The organism is Pseudomonas sp. GW822-FHT04H02, from assembly GCF_058800645.1.
Genome location: NZ_JBXAMM010000003.1, coordinates 573,373 through 592,442 on the forward strand (window position 1 = coordinate 573,373; position 19,070 = coordinate 592,442).

Below are 19,070 nucleotides of genomic sequence, written 5' to 3' on the forward strand. Positions count from 1 at the left end.
ACCCAGTGGGGTTTCTTTTTTTTCCCCCCCCCCCCCCCCCCCCCCCCCCCCCCCCCCCCCCCCCCCCCCCCCCCCCCCCGGCACCGGACTCTAGAAGGACTGCATTATGCGTATCGTCGTTGCACTGGGCGGTAACGCCCTGCTCCGCCGTGGTGAACCCATGACCGCGGACAACCAACGCGCCAACATCCGCATCGCCACCGAACAGATCGCCAAGATCCACCCCGGCAACCAACTGGTGATTGCCCACGGCAATGGCCCTCAGGTCGGCCTGCTGTCGTTGCAAGCGGCGGCCTACACCCAGGTTTCGCCCTACCCGCTGGACGTGCTAGGCGCCGAGACCGAAGGCATGATCGGCTACATCATCGAACAGGAACTGGGCAACCTGCTGGACTTCGAGGTGCCGTTCGCCACCTTGCTGACCCAGGTGGAAGTGGACGCCAAGGACCCGGCATTCAAGAACCCGACCAAGCCCATCGGCCCGGTCTACAGCAAGGAAGAAGCCGAGAAGCTGGCCAAGGAAAAAGGCTGGGCCATCGCCCCGGATGGCGACAAGTACCGCCGGGTAGTGGCCAGCCCGAAACCCAAGCGCATCTTCGAGATCCGTCCGATCAAGTGGCTGCTGGAAAAAAGCAGCATCGTGATCTGCGCCGGCGGTGGCGGCATCCCCACCATGTACGGCGAGGATGGCAAGCTCAAGGGCATCGAGGCCGTGATCGACAAGGACCTGTGCTCGGCGCTGCTGGCCGAGCAACTGGAAGCCGACCTGCTGGTGATCGCCACCGACGTCAACGCGGCGTTCATCGACTTCGGCAAACCGACCCAGAAGGCCATCGGCCAGGCCCACCCGGACGAAATCGAGAAGCTGGGCTTTGCCGCCGGCTCCATGGGGCCGAAGGTCCAGGCCGCCTGCGAATTTGCCCGGCACACTGGCAAAACCGCAGTGATCGGTTCACTCTCGGACATCGAAGCGATCGTCCAGGGCAAGGCCGGCACCCGCATCAGCACCGCGCAACCTGGCATCAGTTACCTGTAAGACGCTTGCAGTGAAAACTCGGGGCAGGCCCGGCGCCTGCCCTCATTTCAAAGCCCTGGAGGAGAGAAGCCTATGGCCATGTTTGAGCCCGGTCACCTGCATATCGAGCGCCATGCGCTGAACAAGGACGACTTCAGCTACAACCTGTGCATTGACTACGAAGTGGCCCACGACCCCAAGGAGGGCAAGGGCATGATGTTCACCCTGCACGGCACCATCGAAGACAAGTCCCTGAAGGAGCAGTTCTTCCTGGCCAAGGACCTGGCTTTCGACTTCGCCCGCCACGCCACCCGCCTCGCCCAGCAGCACGGCCTGCCCAAGAGCGCCAGCATTGCCTCGATGCACAAGTACTACGACGAAATGTTCGAGGACGTACGCAAGCAACTGGACGTCAAGCCCGGCGACCCGGTGAAACCCGAGCACCTTGCATAACCCCCGATCCCCTGCTGGGGCCGACGTGCCGGCGAACTGACCACGGCCCTGCATCGCTGCCCGGCCCGCCTTCTCCGGCTAGCCGGCTCCTGCGGCATGCGTGACGATTTCGACTAAGCCCCTGCCCCAAGGCATACTGGCCACCCTCCGCTTTGCAGAACCGTCAGTCACCCCATGCGTATCCACGTCAGCTTCATCGACCGCGTCGGCATCACCCAGGAAGTCCTGGCCCTGTTGGGCGGGCGCAACCTCAACCTGGATGCGGTGGAAATGGTGCCGCCCAACGTCTATATCGATGCCCCGACCTTGAGCCCCCAGGTGCTGGAAGAACTGCGCGATGCGCTGTTCAACGTACGTGGCGTGCAGGCGGTGACGGTGGTGGACATCCTTCCCGGGCAACGCCGGCACCTGCAACTGGACGCCCTGCTGGCGGCCATGACCGATCCGGTGCTGGCCCTGGACAGTGCCGGCAAAGTGCTGCTGGCCAACCCGGCGCTGATCGCCCTGTATGGTCGCGAACCGGCCGGGGAAAGCGTCGCCGAGCTGTTTGCCGACCCCGCACTGCTGGAGGCCCTGCTGGAAAACGGCTTTCGCCTGCCGCTGCGGGAAATCACCGTCAATGGCCAGACCCTGCTGCTGGACGCCACTCCCATTACCGACGCCGGTGCCCTGCTGACCCTGTACCCGCCCAACCGCATCGGTGAACGGCTCTCGGCCCTGCATCACGACCACGCCGAAGGCTTCGATGCCCTGCTCGGCGAATCACCGGCGATCCGCACCCTCAAGGCCCGGGCGCAGCGGGTCGCAGCGCTGGACGCACCACTATTGATCCAGGGTGAAACCGGCACCGGCAAGGAACTGGTGGCCCGCGCCTGCCACGCCATCAGCGCCCGCCACGGCGCGCCGTTCCTGGCCCTGAACTGCGCGGCACTGCCGGAAAACCTGGCCGAGAGCGAGCTGTTCGGCTATGCCCCCGGCGCCTTCACCGGCGCCCAGCGCGGCGGCAAGCCGGGGCTGATGGAGCTGGCCAACCAGGGCACGGTGTTCCTCGATGAAATCGGCGAGATGTCGCCCTACCTGCAGGCCAAGCTCCTGCGCTTTCTCAATGACGGCAGCTTTCGCCGGGTCGGTGGCGATCGCGAGATCAAGGTCAACGTGCGCATCCTCAGCGCCACCCATCGTGACCTGGAAAAAATGGTCAACGAAGGCACCTTCCGCGAAGACCTGTTCTATCGCCTCAACGTGCTGAACGTGGAAGTGCCACCGCTGCGCGAACGCGGCCAGGACATCCTGCTGCTGGCCCGCTACTTCATGCAGCAGGCCTGCGCGCAGATCCAGCGGCCGGTATGCCGGCTGACACCGGGGACCTACCCGGCGCTGCTGGGCAACCGCTGGCCGGGCAACGTGCGGCAATTGCAGAACGTGATCTTCCGTGCGGCGGCGATCTGCGAGAGCAACCTGGTGGACATCGGTGACCTGGACATTGCCGGCACCTCGGTAGCCCGCCAGAACGATGCCGAAGTGGCCAGCCTGGAACAGGCCGTGGAAGCCTTCGAGAAGGGGCTGCTGGAAAACCTCTACGTCAGTTACCCCTCGACCCGGCAACTGGCCAACCGCTTGCAGACCTCCCATACCGCGATTGCCCACCGCCTGCGCAAATACGGCATTCCCAGCAAGGCCTGAGCTTGCGCCTGCCGCTCTGAAAGCGACCTCCATCTGTACTGAAAGCGCTACAGTGGAACGATTTCGCTACAAAGCCTTGCAATCGCAGCCGTGCAAGGCTTTGATCCTCAAAGCCTTTTTTCCGCACCCCGTGCTGTAGCGTTTTCGCTACGGCCGTGAAATTCCATTCTCTACAAAAAACACTCAACCCCTTGATTTACAACGGCCAAATAAATATTGGCCGTGTTCTTGCTATGGACATTGCCATTCGGCTCGGCGCTGTCCGAGCATTCAATCGCGTCCACCAGACGAGTCTGGCCCCTGAGGAGTTTCCATGAGCGAGTTGCGTTTTACTGAAGATCACGAATGGCTGCGTACCGAAGCGGATGGCAGTGTCACCGTCGGCATTACGGCTTTCGCCCAGAACGCCCTGGGTGATGTGGTGTTTGTGCAACTGCCGGAGCTGCAGGGCTACGACAAGGGCGCCGAAGCCGCCACCGTGGAATCGGTGAAAGCCGCCAGCGGCGTGTACATGCCCCTGGACGGTGAAGTGGTCGCCACCAACCCGGCCCTGGAAGACAGCCCGGAACTGGTCAACGAAGACCCGCTGGGCGAAGGCTGGTTCTTCCGCTTCATCCCTGCCGATGCCGCTGCCGTTGGCCAATTGCTGGACCAGGACGCCTACGACCGCCTGATCAAAGCCAGCGCCGAAGCCTGAGGAGCCGCCATGACCGTCAACCTGAGCACCGCCAACGAATTCATCGCGCGCCACATCGGCCCGCGCCAGGGCGATGAGCAAGCCATGCTCAATAGCCTCGGCTTCGACTCCCTGGAAGCCCTGAGCGCCAGCGTGATTCCCGAGAGCATCAAGGGCACCAGCGTGCTGGAGCTGGGCCAGGGCCTGAGCGAAGCCCAGGCCCTGGCCTCGATCAAGGCCATCGCCGCCAGGAACCAGCTGTTCAAGACCTATATCGGCCAGGGCTACTACAACTGCCATACGCCGTCGCCGATTCTGCGCAACCTCCTGGAAAACCCCGCCTGGTACACCGCCTACACCCCGTACCAGCCGGAAATCTCCCAAGGTCGCCTGGAAGCCCTGCTGAATTTCCAGACCCTGATCAGCGACCTGAGCGGCCTGCCGATCGCCAACGCCTCGCTGCTGGACGAAGGCACCGCCGCCGCCGAAGCCATGACCTTCTGCAAGCGCCTGAGCAAGAACAAGGGCAGCCACGCCTTCTTCGCCTCGCAGCATTGCCACCCACAGACCCTCGATGTGCTGCGCACCCGTGCCGAGCCCCTGGGGATCAACGTGGTGGTGGGCGATGAGCGCAAGCTGACCGACGTCAGCCCGTTCTTCGGCGCCCTGCTGCAATACCCGGCAAGCAACGGTGACCTGTTCGACTACCGCGAGCTGACCGAGCGTTTCCACGCTGCCAACGCCCTGGTGGCCGTGGCCGCCGACCTGCTGGCCCTGACCCTGCTGACCCCGCCCGGGGAATTCGGCGCCGACGTGGCCATCGGCAGTGCCCAGCGCTTCGGCGTGCCCCTGGGCTTTGGTGGCCCGCATGCGGCCTACTTCGCCACCCGCGATGCCTTCAAGCGCGACATGCCCGGCCGCCTGGTGGGCGTCTCGGTGGACCGTTTCGGCAAGCCGGCCCTGCGCCTGGCCATGCAGACCCGCGAGCAGCATATCCGCCGCGAGAAGGCCACCAGCAACATCTGCACCGCCCAGGTCCTGCTGGCCAACATCGCCAGCATGTATGCCGTGTACCACGGTCCCAAGGGCCTGACCCAGATCGCCCAGCGCATTCACCAGCTGACCGCGATCCTGGCCAAGGGCCTGGTCCAGCTGGGCTTGACCGTGGAGCAGGAAAGCTTCTTCGATACCCTGAGCCTGCACGCCGCTGGCCGCACCGCTGCGCTGCACGACAAGGCTCTCGCCCAGGGCATCAACCTGCGGGTGATAGACGCCGAGCGCCTGGGCCTGTCCCTGGACGAAACCACCACTCAAGCCGACGTTGAAACCCTGTGGAGCCTGTTGGGCGATGGCAAGGCCGCGCCGGACTTCGCGGCACTCGCGGCGGCGGTCACCAGCGCCATCCCCGCTGCCCTGGCACGCCAGTCGGCGATCCTCAGCCACCCGGTATTCAACCGCTATCACTCGGAAACCGAGCTGATGCGCTACCTGCGCAAGCTGGCGGACAAGGACCTGGCCCTGGATCGCACCATGATCCCGCTGGGCTCCTGCACCATGAAGCTCAACGCCGCCAGCGAGATGATCCCCATCACCTGGGCCGAGTTCGGCGCACTGCACCCCTTCGCTCCCGCCGAGCAAAGCGCCGGCTACCAGCAACTGACCACCGAACTTGAAGCGATGCTCTGCGCTGCCACCGGCTACGACGCGGTGTCGCTGCAGCCCAACGCCGGCTCCCAGGGCGAGTACGCCGGCCTGCTGGCCATTCGTGCCTATCACCAGAGCCGTGGCGACGAGCGCCGCGATATCTGCCTGATTCCCTCCTCGGCCCACGGCACCAACCCGGCCACTGCCAACATGGCCGGCATGCGCGTGGTGGTCACCGCCTGCGACGCCCGCGGCAACGTCGACATCGAGGACCTGCGGGCCAAGGCCATCGAGCACCGTGAGCACCTCGCCGCGCTGATGATCACCTACCCGTCGACCCACGGCGTGTTCGAAGAAGGCATCCGCGAAATCTGCGGCATCATTCACGACAACGGCGGCCAGGTGTACATCGACGGCGCCAACATGAACGCCATGGTCGGCCTCTGCGCCCCGGGCAAGTTCGGTGGCGACGTGTCCCACCTGAACCTGCACAAGACCTTCTGCATTCCCCATGGCGGTGGCGGCCCGGGCGTCGGCCCGATCGGCGTCAAGTCGCACCTGGCGCCCTTCCTGCCCGGCCATGCCGCGCTGGAAAACAAGAAAGGCGCGGTCTGTGCCGCTCCGTTCGGCAGCGCCAGCATCCTGCCGATCACCTGGATGTATATCAGCATGATGGGCGGCGCCGGCCTCAAGCGCGCCTCGCAGTTGGCGATCCTCAATGCCAACTACATCTCGCGCCGCCTGGAAGAGCACTACCCGGTGCTCTACACCGGCAGCAACGGCCTGGTGGCCCACGAATGCATCCTCGACCTGCGTCCTTTGAAAGACAGCAGCGGCATCAGCGTCGATGACGTGGCCAAGCGCCTGATCGATTTTGGCTTCCACGCGCCGACCATGTCGTTCCCGGTGGCCGGTACCCTGATGATCGAGCCCACCGAAAGCGAATCCAAGGAAGAACTGGACCGCTTCTGCGACGCCATGATCCGCATCCGCGAAGAAATCCGCGCAGTGGAAAACGGCGCCCTGGACAAGGACGACAACCCGCTGAAGAACGCTCCGCACACCGCGGCCGAACTGGTGGGCGAGTGGTCCCATCCATACAGCCGTGAACAGGCGGTGTACCCAGTGGCATCCCTGGTGGAAGGCAAGTACTGGCCGCCGGTTGGTCGGGTCGACAACGTGTTCGGCGACCGCAATCTGGTGTGCGCCTGCCCTTCGATCGAGAGCTACCAGGACGCGTAAGCCGTCCATCACTGGAGAGCCGTGCCCCTGCAGATACCGCGTATACCTGTAGGAGCCGGCTCGCCGGCGATGAGCGATAACGCATCAATCGGGTAGAGCAGCGGCGCCTGTATCGCGGGCAAGCTAGCTCCTGCAAGTGCTTGCTTGCCGATCAATACAATAAGAAACCGGAGAACCAACATGTCCCTGAGCGTGTTCGACCTGTTCAAGATTGGCATCGGCCCCTCCAGCTCCCATACCGTCGGCCCGATGCGCGCCGCCGCGCGTTTTGTCGAAGGCCTGCGTCGCGATCAACTGCTGGCCAGCACCACCTGCGTCAAGGTCGAGCTGTACGGCTCGCTGGGCGCCACCGGCAAAGGCCACGGCAGCGACAAGGCGGTGCTGCTGGGCCTGGAAGGCGAGCACCCGGACACCGTGAATACCGAAAACATCGCCGCGCGCCTGCAGGAAATACGCAGCAGCGCGCGCCTCAACCTGCTCGGCGAACACAGCATTGCGTTCAACGAGAAAGAACACCTGGCAATGATCCGCAAGCCCCTGGCCTATCACCCCAACGGCATGATCTTTCGCGCCTTCGACAGCGCCGGTTTGCAGATCCGCAGCCGCGAGTACTACTCCGTTGGCGGTGGTTTCGTCGTGGATGAAGATGCCGCCGGGGCCGATCGCATCGTTGAAGACACCACCCGCCTGACCTTCCCTTTCCGCAATGCCAAGGAACTGCTGCAACATTGCGCTACCTATGGCCTGTCCATCAGCCAGGTGATGCTGACCAATGAAAGTGCCTGGCGCCCGGAAGCTGAAACCCGCGCCGGCCTGCTGAAGATCTGGCAGGTGATGCAGGACTGCGTGGATGCCGGCTGCCGCAACGAAGGGATCCTGCCCGGCGGACTCAAGGTCAAGCGCCGCGCCGCGGCCCTGCACCGCCAGTTGTGCAAGCACCCGGAAGCGGCGCTGCGCGATGCCTTGTCGGTGCTGGACTGGGTCAACCTCTATGCCCTGGCGGTGAATGAAGAAAACGCCAACGGCGGACGGGTGGTCACAGCCCCCACCAATGGCGCGGCCGGAATCATTCCGGCGGTGCTGCACTACTACATGCGCTTCATTCCCGGGGCCAACGAAGACGGGGTGGTGCGTTTTCTCCTCACCGCCGCAGCCATCGGCATCCTCTACAAGGAAAACGCCTCGATCTCCGGCGCCGAAGTCGGCTGCCAGGGTGAAGTGGGCGTGGCCTGCTCGATGGCGGCCGGGGCCTTGTGCGAGGTCCTCGGCGGCAGCGTGCAGCAAGTGGAGAACGCCGCGGAAATCGGCATGGAACACAACCTCGGGCTGACCTGTGACCCCATTGGCGGGTTGGTGCAGGTGCCCTGCATCGAGCGCAACGCCATGGGCTCGGTCAAGGCCATCAATGCGGTGCGCATGGCCCTGCGCGGCGACGGGCAGCACTTCGTCTCCCTCGACAAGGTCATCCGCACCATGCGCCAGACCGGCGCCGACATGAAAAGCAAATACAAGGAAACCGCCCGTGGCGGTCTGGCCGTGAACATTATCGAGTGCTGATACGCAGCCTGTATCCGCACGTTTTTTCAGGAGTTGCCCATGTCCACCGAAACACTGTTGAAAACCCCGCTGCACAGCCTGCACCTGGAACTCGGCGCCCGCATGGTGCCGTTCGCCGGCTACGACATGCCGGTGCAGTACCCGCTGGGAGTGATGAAGGAGCACCAGCACACCCGTGAACAGGCCGGGCTGTTCGATGTGTCCCACATGGGGCAGATCCTGCTGCGCGGCGCCAATGCCGCCCAGGCCCTGGAGACCCTGGTGCCGGTGGATATCATCGATTTGCCGGTGGGCATGCAGCGCTACGCCATGTTCACCAACGAACAGGGCGGCATCCTCGATGACCTGATGGTGGCCAACCTGGGGGACGAACAGCTGTTCCTGGTAGTCAACGCCGCCTGCAAGGACCAGGACCTGGCCCACCTGCGCCGCCACCTGGGCGAGCAATGCGACATTCAACCGCTGTTCGAGGAACGGGCCCTGCTGGCCCTGCAAGGCCCGGCTGCGGTCACGGTGCTGGCGCGCCTGGCGCCGGAGGTGGCGCAGATGACCTTCATGCAGTTCAAGCCGGTGACCCTGCTGGGCGTGGACTGCTTTGTCAGCCGTTCGGGCTACACCGGCGAAGACGGTTTCGAAATCTCGGTGCCGGCGGCCCAGGCGGAAAAACTCGCCCGTGCCCTGCTGGCCGAGCCGGAAGTAGCGGCCATCGGCCTTGGCGCCCGCGACTCCCTGCGCCTGGAAGCCGGCCTGTGCCTCTATGACCATGACATGAACAGCGACACCACGCCGATCCAGGCCAGCCTGCTGTGGGCCATCTCCAAGGCACGTCGTGCCGATGGCGCCCGCGCCGGCGGCTTCCCCGGTGCCGAGGTGATCTTTGCCCAACAGCAAGGCGGTGTCAGCCGCAAACGCGTCGGCCTGCTGCCCCAGGAACGCACACCGGTACGTGAAGGTGCAGAGATCGTCGACGCCGAAGGCAAGGTTATCGGCAGCGTGTGCAGCGGCGGTTTTGGCCCGACCCTGGGCGGCCCCTTGGCCATGGGCTACCTCGACATAGAGCACTGCGCACTCGATACGCCAGTTGCAGCAATAGTTCGTGGGAAAAAGGTGCCAATGCTTGTAAGCAAAATGCCATTCGTGCCACAACGCTACTACCGCGGCTGAGGGACTGTTTCTATAAGTAACGCGGTTGCGTTAAAAGTGCACTAATCTGTAACGCAACCGCCATAAAACAGTGCATATTTTCGATACTGAACTTCACTTATAACGCCCGAAAACAATTGAACAACTCTATCGAATAAGCCCCGTACGCTAGTTCCGCCAAACCTCGGCAAGCTGAGTAAAACCGGGGCTTCGCGGGGCTTGTTTTTTCTCCCATAGTTGGCGTAGAGTTTCCCCACTGTGTTTGCATGGGTCGCTTGGAATCGTGACCTGGGCAGTAGCTAACAAGTTTGCTACAACCCGTTCGACGTCTCTTACTTTCCTGCAACCCAGCCCAGTACTCTTTCATGAGAAAGAGACTGTCATTAATTTTTTAGCGTCAAAGGAAATAAGAAATGTCCCAACGTCAGAGCGGTACCGTCAAGTGGTTTAACGACGAGAAAGGTTTTGGTTTTATCACTCCAGAAAGCGGTCCGGATCTGTTCGTACACTTCCGCGCCATTCAGGGCAACGGCTTCAAGAGCCTGAAAGAAGGCCAAAAAGTGACCTTCATCGCTGTGCAAGGCCAGAAAGGCATGCAGGCTGACGAAGTACAAGCAGAAGCTTAATCGTCTGTAACGAAAAAGCCCCTGATGCTGACATCAGGGGCTTTTTTGTGCGCGCAATTCCGTAAAATGGCTTCTTTTTTCAGTCGAGAGCCTGTCATGTCGAAACATCTGCTAAGCCCCCAAGGCGAGTTCCCCGCCGCCGGCCTGGGTCGTCGCCTGGCAGCGATGTTCTATGATTTCCTGCTGTGCGTTGCCCTGCTGATTGTCACGGGCGGCGTCTACAAGCTGATCCAGATGCAGATCATCGGCGAGGCGCGGATGCGTACCCTGACCGAATCCGGCGCCCTGGACGGTGACCCGTTGTACTCCACGGTGCTGCTGTTCGTACTGTTCGGTTTCTTCGCCAAGTTCTGGACCCACTCCGGCCAGACCCTGGGCATGCAGGTCTGGGGTATCCGGGTGCAGAACGCCGACGGCAGCCGTATCAGCCTGTGGCAGGCACTGTTGCGCTTCATGGTGTCGATCGCGTCCTGGCTGTGTGCCGGCCTGGGCTTCTTCTGGGTGCTGGTTGACAAGCAGAAACGCAGTTGGCACGACATCTACTCCAACAGCCAGCTGGTGCGCATTCCCAAGCAGAAGAAGTAAGCCCGCCGCCTACAAAAACGCCCCGACAGATCGGGGCGTTTTTTTAAGCGAGCAGAAGAATCAATCAGGCGTTGCCCGCCAGTTTCATCCGCGCGGCCTGGGTGAAATCCAGCATGCGCTTCAGAGGGCGGAGCGCATTGGGGATCAGCGCCGGGTCGACGCTGATCTCGTTGCTGCCATCCTTCAGGCACTGCAGGGTACGCTCCAGGGTATTCATGGCCATCCACGGGCAATGGGCACAACTGCGGCACGCCGCACCATTGCCGGCCGTCGGCGCCTCGATGAACACCTTGTCCGGGCACAGCTGCTGCATCTTGTAGAAGATGCCGCGGTCGGTGGCGACGATGAAGGTCTTGTTCGGCAGGCGCTGCGCGGCAGCAATCAGCTGACTGGTGGAGCCCACCGCATCGGCCAGTTCGATCACCGAGCTGGGGGACTCCGGGTGCACCAGAATGGCCGCATCCGGATACAGCGCCTTCATGTCTTCCAGCTGCTTGGACTTGAACTCCTCGTGAACGATGCAGGCACCGTCCCAGAGCAGCATGTCGGCACCGGTCTGGCGCTGGATGTAGGTGCCCAGGTGCTTGTCGGGGCCCCAGATGATCTTCTCGCCGTTATCCATCAGGCTTTCGACGATTTCCAGGGCGCAACTGGAGGTCACCACCCAGTCGGCACGGGCTTTGACCGCCGCCGACGTGTTGGCATAGACCACCACGGTGCGCTCGGGATGCTGGTCGCAGAAGGCCGAGAACTCTTCCACCGGGCAGCCAAGGTCAAGGGAGCAGGTGGCTTCCAGGGTCGGCATCAACACCCGTTTTTCAGGGTTGAGAATCTTCGCCGTCTCACCCATGAAGCGGACCCCGGCAACCAGCACGGTCTTGGCCGGATGGGCATTGCCGAAGCGGGCCATTTCCAGGGAGTCGGACACGCAGCCACCGGTTTCTTCGGCCAGGGCCTGAATCACCGGATCACAGTAGAAGTGTGCAACCAGCACCGCATCCTGAGCCTTGAGCTCGGCAGCGATGGCGGCACGCAGATGGGCCTCTTGCGCAGCGCTCAAGGGTTTGGGCTGCTTGGCGTCGAGGTGGGCTTGAACCAGAAGGCGTTCAGAAATTTGCGTCATGTTCGCAAGACCTGCAGGCGCTTGAGGCGCGAAAGTCGAGTATACCACCGGCTCCGGACCGCTTAAGGCCCCGCCGGGAGAGTGAGTTCATCAGGTACGGACAACATTGGAGCCGCGCAAGGCTACAGAATATCCAGGGTATTCAAAAGCCTATTCTGCCCAACAGCCGCGCCCTACCCTGCCGGCGGCGCCTGCACCCGGGCGAAAGCCACCGTCACACACAACCCGCGTTTGGCCCGTTGGTCGGAGTAATCCAGCCAGACCCGGCCGGCATGCCGATCGGCAATGGCCTTGACGATGGCGAGCCCCAACCCGGAGCCCACTTCATCGCTGCCCAGCCCGCGATGGAAAGGGTCGAACACGCGCTCGCGCTCAGCCACGGCAATACCCGGCCCCAAGTCGCTGACCTGCAGCAGGATCTCGTCCTGCACCTGGGCCACCGACAGGTCTACCCGCCCACCTTGCGGGGTATAGCGGATGGCGTTGTCCACCAGGTTCTTCACCAGGGTCAACAGGTCCTCCTGGCTGATCAGCACCTGCCTGTCCGGCCCACCTTCCAGGCCGATGTCGATCGCCTTGGCCTCCGCCAGGGGCAGCAGGTCCTCCAGCACCCGGCGGTACACCCCGTGCACCGAGACCGGCTCAATCCGGCCATTGATGGCCGATTGTGCAGACGCCAGCCCGAGCAATTGATCGATCAGCTTCCTGCCGCGCTCGATCCCCCGGCGCAACAGTTGCAGGCGCTCCCGAGCCAGGCTGGGCATCTCCACCGATGCCAGGCGCTCGGCCTGCAGGGACAAGGCCGTCAGCGGCGAGCGCAATTCATGGGCGGCATCCGCCACGAAACGCCGCTGCGTCGTCATGGACTGAGTCACCCGCAGCAACAGGCGATTGATGGCCCGCACGAAAGGCCGCACCTCGGTCGGCAGATGGCGCTCGTCGATCGGGTGCAATTCCTGCTCGTCACGCAGATCGATCTCGGCCGCCAACTGCTCGATGGGACGAAACAGTTTGCGCACCAGATCGGCAATCACCAGCAACAGCACGGGAAACAGGATCAGGAAGGGCAACAGTCCACGCCAGGCGCTTTCCCGCGCATCCCTGTCACGAGCGCCGGTTTCCTGGGCCACGGCAATCCGCAGGCCGGCGCTGGTGGTCTTGACCAGCACCCGAAACGGCTCGCCGCCCACCGCCAGGGTCGACAGACCGTCCGCCAGGGTGGTGGGCAGCGGCAGGGGGATTTCGGCATCACTGTCCGCCGCCGCCCTGGCGCCATCGGCCAGGTATTGAACGACCACCCTGGATTCCTCGTTATCGTCGGCGACGACCTGCCCCGGCGGCGGGTAGGCCAGGGTCATGTGCTGGCGCTCGAACAGCGCGGCCACCTGGCGCAGGGTGTTGTCCTGCATCTCCAGGGCCTCGTCGAAGGCCGAGACATAAGCAAAGACTCCGGCCAGCAGCGCAACGATCAGCACCGCCACTGATAGGGCAATGGACAGCCTGAGCTGGACCGATTCGCTCAGACGTCTTTTGAAACCATCCATCCCATCCCCCTGACGTTCTTGATCACCTGGCTTCCCAACTTGCGGCGCAAGGCATGGATCAGGAACTCCACCGCATTGCTTTCCACCTCCTCGCCCCAGCCGTAGATGCGGTCTTCCAGCTCACTACGGGAAAGAATCGCCCCCGGGCGGATCAACAGCGCCTGCAACAAGGCGAATTCGCGGTTCGACAGCTGCACCGCAGGCTGCTCGAACGAGCTTGCCTGTTTCGATACCGGGTCCAGCGAAACCACACCATTGCCCAGCAGCGGTGCCGCGCTACCGCCTTTGCGACGCATGACCGCACGCATTCGCGCCAGCAGCTCGGCCATGGCGAAGGGCTTGAGCAGGTAGTCGTCCGCGCCGCCGTCCAGGCCTCGCAGCCGGTCATCGAGGCTGTCACGAGCGGTAATGATCAACAGCGGCACCGGGTTGTTACGGCGACGAATACTGTCGAGCACCTGTAACCCGTCCTTGCCGGGCAGGCCGAGGTCTAGCAGCACCTGGTCGTAATGCTGGCTGTCCAGGGCAGCCAGGGCGGTCACCCCATCGCTGACCCAGTCGGCGGCGTAGCCTGCATCCTTGAGGGCGCCCTGTATCGCCTCGGCGATCATCCCGTCGTCCTCCACCAGCAAGATCCGCATAGTGCCTCCGTAGTGAAACAGGCCCGGCCTGCGCTTGAGGAAGGCCGGGCCCGGGTCGAGTCCCCCCAAGGGTAATCACTCGCCTGCCGGTCTGCTGGAAAAGATGAGGGTCAGGCCTTGCCTTGCAAGCGACTGAACGTTGCCAGCAGATCGTCCATCGCCGACTTGCACTCGGCCTGTTGCGGGGTGCCGGCGCGCAGGGCGTCAAGTGCTCGGTCGATGCCCTTGTCCAATACATGCCAGTCACCGGCGGCACGGGGCTTCAAGCCGGCTTCGGCGGAGTCCCAGGCAACTTCCAGATCCTTGATCCGGCGCTTCGCCCCCGCCAGGTCCTGCTTGTCCACCAAGCCGGCCACATCACGGGCAATGGCCTGGAACTCGGCCAGGTCGCCCAGCCTGGAGGCCGTGGCCGCGGTAGCCTGGGCTGAAGCGGCAGTGCCGGGCTTGGGCGCATCGGCAGGCTTGGAACACCCCGCGGCCAGCCCCAGCAGGGCAATCATGGAAAGAGTCGTGGTGTAGCGAATGGCAGAGCGGATAAAGGCCATGATGAGTCCTTGAGTGAAGGTCGGATAATCAGTGGGAAAGGCGCTGACGGTTGTTGACGTTGAGCTGCGCGACGGTCACCAGCAAAAGAATCACGCAGAGGAAGATTGCGCTGGTCCAGGTGGCGCCCAGGCCCAGGCCACCGTAGGTCTTGGCTTGTGTCAGCAGGTCGCCGAGGGCGGCGCCAAACGGTCGGGTGAGGATGTAGGCGATCCAGAAGGTCAGCACCGCATTGCCCCCCAGGCGCCAGGCCACCAGGGTCACGGCAATCAGTGCGGCAAAGATCAGCGCTCCCAGGGTAAAGCCGAGCCCCAGCGCCTCGGTGGCCAGGTCCCCGGCGGCGGTTCCCAGGGCGAAGGTGCAGAGCACGGTGGCCCAGTAGAACAGCTCGCGTCGCGGGGTAACGATCTGGCGGATCGAAAGGTTGCGCTCAACGGCGTACCAGACAGCGAAATTGACCGCCAGCAAGCCTGCAAACACTGCGGTGCTGAGGTACAGGCTGATGCCCAGCTGATCGGTGAGCACATCGGTGATCTGGGTCCCGACGATGCTCACCAGGACCACGCTCAGCCAGTAGATCCATGGCGTGTAGGCCCGGCTGCGGAACTGCGCGAACAGCGCCAGCACCAGCAACAGGGCCATGCCGATGCTGGTCACGCCCTGCCCCAGGCCGGCGTCGACGGCCAGGTAGTCGGCGCAGGTTTCGCCCACGGTGGTGGACATGATCTTGATGATCCAGAAGGACAGCGTCACCTCCGGAACCTTGTTCAGCCAATCGGTCTTGCTCAGCGGCTTCATCGGGTGCCTCTCCATAACGGCGCGTGTATTGGCGCGAAGCAGAGGCTACGAGGGAAAACTTAGCTGGAACTGAGGGCACCCCGAACGGGCCGGCTTCGATCACCAAGCAATGCGCTGCAAGGCCTCAGGGTCCAGCAGCCAGGTGAGTACATCGGGGCTATTGATCACCGAGCCATGGTGGCGCTGCTCGTCCCGCCAGTAGCGATTGTCCTGGGCCGGATCGAGCCCCAGGCCCGGGGGCAGCCCCTCGGCACTGCGCCCGGCGGACAACAGCACATCCACCGCGCGCCCCTTCAGCGGCACCGCCTGCCATTGGGACAGCAGCAGAATATTGCCGTGCACGCACTCGCGATTGACCAACTGCGCGTCCACCAGGTCATCGACGTAGGCATACTGCGGATCGGCCGCCAAACGCCGGGCAATGGCGTCAGGGGCCAACCCTCGAAGCTCGGCCAGCAGCGGCGGGTCCACCAACAGCAGCGGCCTGGCGGGTGCCGTGCTGCGGGCCACGCAACAGGCCGCCACATAAGCGCCGAAGGAGTAACCGAGCACCGCGTCCAGGGTCGTCAGCTCATGCTCTTGGGCAATCTGCCGGGCCAGGTCTTTGACACTGGAATAGGGCCAGTAGTCGCTGTAGTTGACCTGCACCAGCGACACCCGCCCCTTGAGTGCCCGGCCCAGGGCGGAAAAACAGATCGGATGGCCGACGAAGTCGGGAAAGCAGATCAGTTTCATTGACGTTGCCCCGCCGCGACAAAGGATTCGAGAAATGCCCTGGCCTGCGGCTCGGGCAGATAGCTGTTGAGCAGCACTTCGCAGCCCAGCGCCGACTTGATCACCGTCAGGTCGAGCAGGGTCTTGGGCCACTCGCTAACCGGGTTGGCAATCCGCGTTTGCAACCACCGGGCGTCACTGGCCGGCAGCTCGACGAAATTGCACAGGAACGCCGGAGCAAAGCCGTACAGGCCCAGGGCCGCGAGTATTTCCTCGTAGCCCAAGGCCGCCCGGGCCAGCTTGGCATTCAGGTAATCCATGCAGGCCTGTGGCTCGCAGCCTTCGGCGAAGCGCCCGGGAGCCAGGGGCACGGGCACCGTGTAACTGGAGAATCCGCTGATCACCGAACGCTCAGCCCAGGCGAACAATAGATTGACGATCGGCGCCTCTATCCCCAAGCCCTCGGCACAGCCCTGGCGAAACGCCTGCAACAGGTGGAACAGACGCTGCGGCGAGGCCAGCTTCATCGGGTCCATGGCCAGTGCCGCCCGCAACTGCAGCGCCTGGGCAGTGGCCGCCGGCGCCGGGACATCGGCCAGCGGCGCGTACTCCTCGGCCTCTTGCTCCCAGGCCTCGGTGCCGGCATCTGCCAGACGCTCATATTCCTCGGCCTGCATCAGGTTATTGCCGACAAAGGAAAAATCCGCCACCGGCGGCGACTGCACGCCCAGCGCCAACTGTTCCACGCTGCGCAGCAGGCTCAACTGGCCGACATGGTTGCCAAGGATGTGGTGCAACCACAGCCCCAGGTGCAAGGTGCCGTCGATGCGCACCTTGAACAGGCTGCACAGGTCCTGCTCGAACAGTGACAGCGGCCGCTCAAGGAAATGCTCCACGCAGGCCTGCTGGCTGGGAAACTCCGCCACAGGCTCCAGCCACAGGCGCGCCGGCGGCTCGGGGGCCAGATCAAGACAGTACTCGCCCTCGACCCGCGCCACCCGACAGCCCGCCAGTGGATAGCGCTGCTTCAAGCCCTGGGCCAACGCCTGCAGGTCCAGCCCGACGGCCGGCAATTGCTCGGGCCGGAACAGGTAGAGCACGTTGTTGGCCCGTAGATCCTTGTTGAACAGTTCGGCATACACCATCGACAACTGGCTCTTGTTCAAGCCGATCCAGCGGCTGTCGCCGGCAACCGGCAACCGCGCGGAACCGCTGCGCAGCGCCTCCCGGGCGTGGCTGGCCGAGGTGGCGCGGACCACGGCAAAACGCCCCAGGTGAGTATTGATCGAAAACCCCGCATGGGCGGCGGGCAAGGACTCCTGCTCCGACTCGATCACGTAGTACTCCTGCGCACCGCTTTCCAGCAGGGACGCCAGGCCGGGTTGGGCCTGTAGCCAGTCCAGCAACTGGCCCAGGGTGGCCATGCGGTAGAACTGCTCCAGGCCCAGGCCTTCCCAGCCCAAGTGACGGTTCACCGTGCCCACCAGCTTGATCGCCGCCAGCGAGTTGCCACCGCTGTCGAAGAAGCTGCGCTGCAGGTCATGAGCCGACACGCCGAAACGCGCGAGAAAACGCCCTGCCGGCGAGTCGTCCGTTTCAGTGGCCGGCTGCCCGAGACACAGGCGCTGCTTGAGCTCAGCAATATCCAGCTTGCCGGAAGAGCGCAGGGCAAAGCGCTCAACCTCGACAAATCGCGACGGCACCATGAACGGCGGCAGGCTTTGCCGGCCATATTCGGCCAGCACCCGGGGCTCGACCCCAGGCGCCTTGAGGTACACCAGCAGCAACTGCGCTTCGGTTCCCTGGTCATCCAGCAACACCACACAATCGAGCATTCCCGGGTAACGCTTGAAGGCGGCGGCGACCTCGGTCAGCGACAGGCGCTGGCCACGCAGCTTGATCTGGTCATCGCTGCGGCCATGGAAGTGATAGAGCCCCTGGCCATCCCGGGAAACCAGGTCGCCACTGCGGTAGCAACGCAGCGTCCGGCCCTGCCATGGCAGGTCGATGAAGCGCTCCCGGGTCAGCCCCGCATCCCCCAGATACCCCGGGGACAAGCCGCCCCCGGCGATCAGCAGCTCGCCGGGTTCATCCACCTCGCACGGCTGCCCGTCAGGGCGCAGCAGCAACAGGGTGGCATCGTCCACGGCCTGGCCGATGGGAATGTCCCGGGTGCTGTCGAAGCTGCGGGGAATGGCATAGACACAGGTACCCATGGTGTTTTCCGTGGGGCCATAACCGTTGTAGAGAACCAGCTCATCGGCGGCAGCATAGGCCTGGCGGACATGCCCTGCGGACAGGACCTCGCCGCCGACCATCAGCCGCTTGACGCCCCGCAGCCAGCCGCGCTCTATATCGACGAAAGTGTTGAACAGGGTCGAGGTCAGCCACAGGCTGTCGACCCCGGCCTCGTGGATGTAACGATGCAGGTGTTCCAGGGTCAGGGCGCCGGGAACATGGATATGCAATTCGCCGCCATTGAGCAGCGCGGTCCAGATCTCGAACTGCGAGGCGTCGAAGGTCAGGTTCGAGGCGTACAGCATGCGAAAGCCCGGCTGCAGCGGAAAATGTCGCGGCCGGTCGCAGAACCCCAACACCCCGCGATGGGTACAGGGAATGATCTTCGGCGCGCCGGTGGTGCCGCTGGAAAAGTTCACGTACACCGGCTCGGCGCCGCATAGCGGCGGCCAGCACGCAGCCTCGTCCGTGGGCGCGAGCAACTCATCCAGCGCCAGATACCCCGGGCCACCGGCAACCTCCGGCGTGACCCGCCAGCACACGCCACTGCGTTCACACACCGACTGGTTCCACTGGGGCGGGTTGTTGCGGTCCAGATAGCAGTACGACAGGCCGGCCCGCACCATGCCCACCAGCAGCACCAGTTGTTCAATCGAGCGTTCCACCTCCAGGCCCAGGGTGCTGCCAGGCGTCAGGCCCAAGCCCAGCAAGCGGGCCGCCACCTGTGCCGAACGCTGTTCCAGCTCCCGGTAGCTGAGCCGTGCGCCGTTGCAGCTCAGCGCGGTATCCGTGGCATGCCGGGCGAAGATGTCGTCCAGGCACGAAGCAATAGATAGATGAGCCAT

Annotated in this window: 16 protein-coding genes; 9 read left to right on the forward strand and 7 right to left on the reverse strand. The window is 63.8% G+C overall.

Annotated elements, in window-relative coordinates; translation table 11 throughout:
* Nucleotides 1-106 precede the first annotated feature (106 nt).
* The 9 genes from arcC (at nucleotide 107) to AC1RMG_RS15065 (ending at nucleotide 10,624) form a co-directional block, all read left to right on the forward strand.
* Nucleotides 107-1,036, forward strand: coding sequence for a carbamate kinase (arcC, locus tag AC1RMG_RS15025; protein WP_011062891.1), 930 nt, complete (start codon nucleotides 107-109; stop codon nucleotides 1,034-1,036).
* A gap of 72 nt (nucleotides 1,037-1,108) precedes the next feature.
* The gene (locus AC1RMG_RS15030) at nucleotides 1,109-1,468 is read left to right on the forward strand and encodes a DUF5064 family protein (RefSeq protein ID WP_041119603.1); all 360 of its coding nucleotides are present in this window, start codon (nucleotides 1,109-1,111) and stop codon (nucleotides 1,466-1,468) included.
* 174 nt (nucleotides 1,469-1,642) lie between these two features.
* Nucleotides 1,643-3,151 carry a transcriptional regulator GcsR gene (gene gcsR / locus AC1RMG_RS15035; protein WP_169892021.1) on the forward strand — a complete coding sequence of 503 codons (1,509 nt, stop codon included), beginning with the start codon at nucleotides 1,643-1,645 and terminating at the stop codon, nucleotides 3,149-3,151.
* Nucleotides 3,152-3,464: 313 nt separating this feature from the next.
* A complete protein-coding gene (gcvH, locus tag AC1RMG_RS15040) occupies nucleotides 3,465-3,848 on the forward strand; it encodes a glycine cleavage system protein GcvH (RefSeq protein WP_011062894.1) in 384 nt (127 codons plus the stop codon).
* A gap of 9 nt (nucleotides 3,849-3,857) precedes the next feature.
* Nucleotides 3,858-6,713 carry an aminomethyl-transferring glycine dehydrogenase gene (gene gcvP, locus AC1RMG_RS15045; protein ID WP_493169542.1) on the forward strand — a complete coding sequence of 952 codons (2,856 nt, stop codon included), beginning with the start codon at nucleotides 3,858-3,860 and terminating at the stop codon, nucleotides 6,711-6,713.
* A 180-nt stretch (nucleotides 6,714-6,893) separates the two neighbouring features.
* Nucleotides 6,894-8,270: an L-serine ammonia-lyase gene (locus AC1RMG_RS15050; RefSeq protein WP_011062896.1), complete on the forward strand. Its 1,377-nt coding sequence runs from the start codon at nucleotides 6,894-6,896 to the stop codon at nucleotides 8,268-8,270.
* A gap of 39 nt (nucleotides 8,271-8,309) precedes the next feature.
* Nucleotides 8,310-9,434, forward strand: a complete 1,125-nt coding sequence (gene gcvT, locus AC1RMG_RS15055) for a glycine cleavage system aminomethyltransferase GcvT (protein WP_493169544.1) — start codon at nucleotides 8,310-8,312, stop codon at nucleotides 9,432-9,434.
* Between the two features lie 392 nt (nucleotides 9,435-9,826).
* Nucleotides 9,827-10,039: a cold-shock protein gene (locus AC1RMG_RS15060; protein ID WP_007977299.1), complete on the forward strand. Its 213-nt coding sequence runs from the start codon at nucleotides 9,827-9,829 to the stop codon at nucleotides 10,037-10,039.
* A gap of 96 nt (nucleotides 10,040-10,135) precedes the next feature.
* Nucleotides 10,136-10,624 carry an RDD family protein gene (locus AC1RMG_RS15065; RefSeq protein WP_011062898.1) on the forward strand — a complete coding sequence of 163 codons (489 nt, stop codon included), beginning with the start codon at nucleotides 10,136-10,138 and terminating at the stop codon, nucleotides 10,622-10,624.
* Between the two features lie 64 nt (nucleotides 10,625-10,688).
* On the opposite strand, the gene nadA is transcribed toward AC1RMG_RS15065, so the two are convergent.
* The 7 genes from nadA to AC1RMG_RS15100 all read right to left on the reverse strand — a co-directional run bounded on the left by nadA (nucleotide 10,689) and on the right by AC1RMG_RS15100 (nucleotide 19,070).
* Complete coding sequence (gene nadA / locus AC1RMG_RS15070) at nucleotides 10,689-11,747, reverse strand: quinolinate synthase NadA (protein ID WP_015636755.1); 1,059 nt, start codon at nucleotides 11,745-11,747, stop codon at nucleotides 10,689-10,691.
* Nucleotides 11,748-11,920: 173 nt separating this feature from the next.
* The gene (locus tag AC1RMG_RS15075) at nucleotides 11,921-13,291 is read right to left on the reverse strand and encodes an ATP-binding protein (protein WP_065365371.1); all 1,371 of its coding nucleotides are present in this window, start codon (nucleotides 13,289-13,291) and stop codon (nucleotides 11,921-11,923) included.
* The gene (locus tag AC1RMG_RS15080; RefSeq protein ID WP_019094554.1) at nucleotides 13,267-13,932 is read right to left on the reverse strand and encodes a response regulator; all 666 of its coding nucleotides are present in this window, start codon (nucleotides 13,930-13,932) and stop codon (nucleotides 13,267-13,269) included. Before AC1RMG_RS15080 ends, AC1RMG_RS15075 begins: the two co-directional genes overlap by 25 nt.
* Before the next feature lie 110 nt (nucleotides 13,933-14,042).
* Nucleotides 14,043-14,477, reverse strand: coding sequence for a hypothetical protein (locus tag AC1RMG_RS15085; RefSeq protein WP_041119609.1), 435 nt, complete (start codon nucleotides 14,475-14,477; stop codon nucleotides 14,043-14,045).
* Between the two features lie 28 nt (nucleotides 14,478-14,505).
* The gene (locus AC1RMG_RS15090) at nucleotides 14,506-15,273 is read right to left on the reverse strand and encodes a COG4705 family protein (RefSeq protein ID WP_077934672.1); all 768 of its coding nucleotides are present in this window, start codon (nucleotides 15,271-15,273) and stop codon (nucleotides 14,506-14,508) included.
* 99 nt (nucleotides 15,274-15,372) lie between these two features.
* Complete coding sequence (locus AC1RMG_RS15095; protein ID WP_493169547.1) at nucleotides 15,373-16,008, reverse strand: thioesterase domain-containing protein; 636 nt, start codon at nucleotides 16,006-16,008, stop codon at nucleotides 15,373-15,375.
* A complete protein-coding gene (locus tag AC1RMG_RS15100; protein WP_493169549.1) occupies nucleotides 16,005-19,070 on the reverse strand; it encodes a non-ribosomal peptide synthetase in 3,066 nt (1,021 codons plus the stop codon). The genes AC1RMG_RS15095 and AC1RMG_RS15100 overlap by 4 nt, the downstream gene beginning before the upstream one ends.

What these genes read in the sequence shown, in the direction of transcription:
- AC1RMG_RS15090 (WP_077934672.1), bottom strand. Translation starts at nt 15,273, where the DNA reads ATGAAGCCGCTGAGCAAGACCGATTGGCTGAACAAGGTTCCGGAGGTG.
- AC1RMG_RS15100 (WP_493169549.1), bottom strand. Translation starts at nt 19,070, where the DNA reads ATGGCTCATCTATCTATTGCTTCGTGCCTGGACGACATCTTCGCCCGG.
- gcvT (WP_493169544.1), top strand. Translation starts at nt 8,310, where the DNA reads ATGTCCACCGAAACACTGTTGAAAACCCCGCTGCACAGCCTGCACCTG.
- AC1RMG_RS15060 (WP_007977299.1), top strand. Translation starts at nt 9,827, where the DNA reads ATGTCCCAACGTCAGAGCGGTACCGTCAAGTGGTTTAACGACGAGAAA.
- gcsR (WP_169892021.1), top strand. Translation starts at nt 1,643, where the DNA reads ATGCGTATCCACGTCAGCTTCATCGACCGCGTCGGCATCACCCAGGAA.
- AC1RMG_RS15030 (WP_041119603.1), top strand. Translation starts at nt 1,109, where the DNA reads ATGGCCATGTTTGAGCCCGGTCACCTGCATATCGAGCGCCATGCGCTG.
- AC1RMG_RS15065 (WP_011062898.1), top strand. Translation starts at nt 10,136, where the DNA reads ATGTCGAAACATCTGCTAAGCCCCCAAGGCGAGTTCCCCGCCGCCGGC.
- AC1RMG_RS15085 (WP_041119609.1), bottom strand. Translation starts at nt 14,477, where the DNA reads ATGGCCTTTATCCGCTCTGCCATTCGCTACACCACGACTCTTTCCATG.
- AC1RMG_RS15050 (WP_011062896.1), top strand. Translation starts at nt 6,894, where the DNA reads ATGTCCCTGAGCGTGTTCGACCTGTTCAAGATTGGCATCGGCCCCTCC.
- arcC (WP_011062891.1), top strand. Translation starts at nt 107, where the DNA reads ATGCGTATCGTCGTTGCACTGGGCGGTAACGCCCTGCTCCGCCGTGGT.
- AC1RMG_RS15095 (WP_493169547.1), bottom strand. Translation starts at nt 16,008, where the DNA reads ATGAAACTGATCTGCTTTCCCGACTTCGTCGGCCATCCGATCTGTTTT.
- gcvP (WP_493169542.1), top strand. Translation starts at nt 3,858, where the DNA reads ATGACCGTCAACCTGAGCACCGCCAACGAATTCATCGCGCGCCACATC.
- gcvH (WP_011062894.1), top strand. Translation starts at nt 3,465, where the DNA reads ATGAGCGAGTTGCGTTTTACTGAAGATCACGAATGGCTGCGTACCGAA.
- AC1RMG_RS15075 (WP_065365371.1), bottom strand. Translation starts at nt 13,291, where the DNA reads ATGGATGGTTTCAAAAGACGTCTGAGCGAATCGGTCCAGCTCAGGCTG.
- nadA (WP_015636755.1), bottom strand. Translation starts at nt 11,747, where the DNA reads ATGACGCAAATTTCTGAACGCCTTCTGGTTCAAGCCCACCTCGACGCC.
- AC1RMG_RS15080 (WP_019094554.1), bottom strand. Translation starts at nt 13,932, where the DNA reads ATGCGGATCTTGCTGGTGGAGGACGACGGGATGATCGCCGAGGCGATA.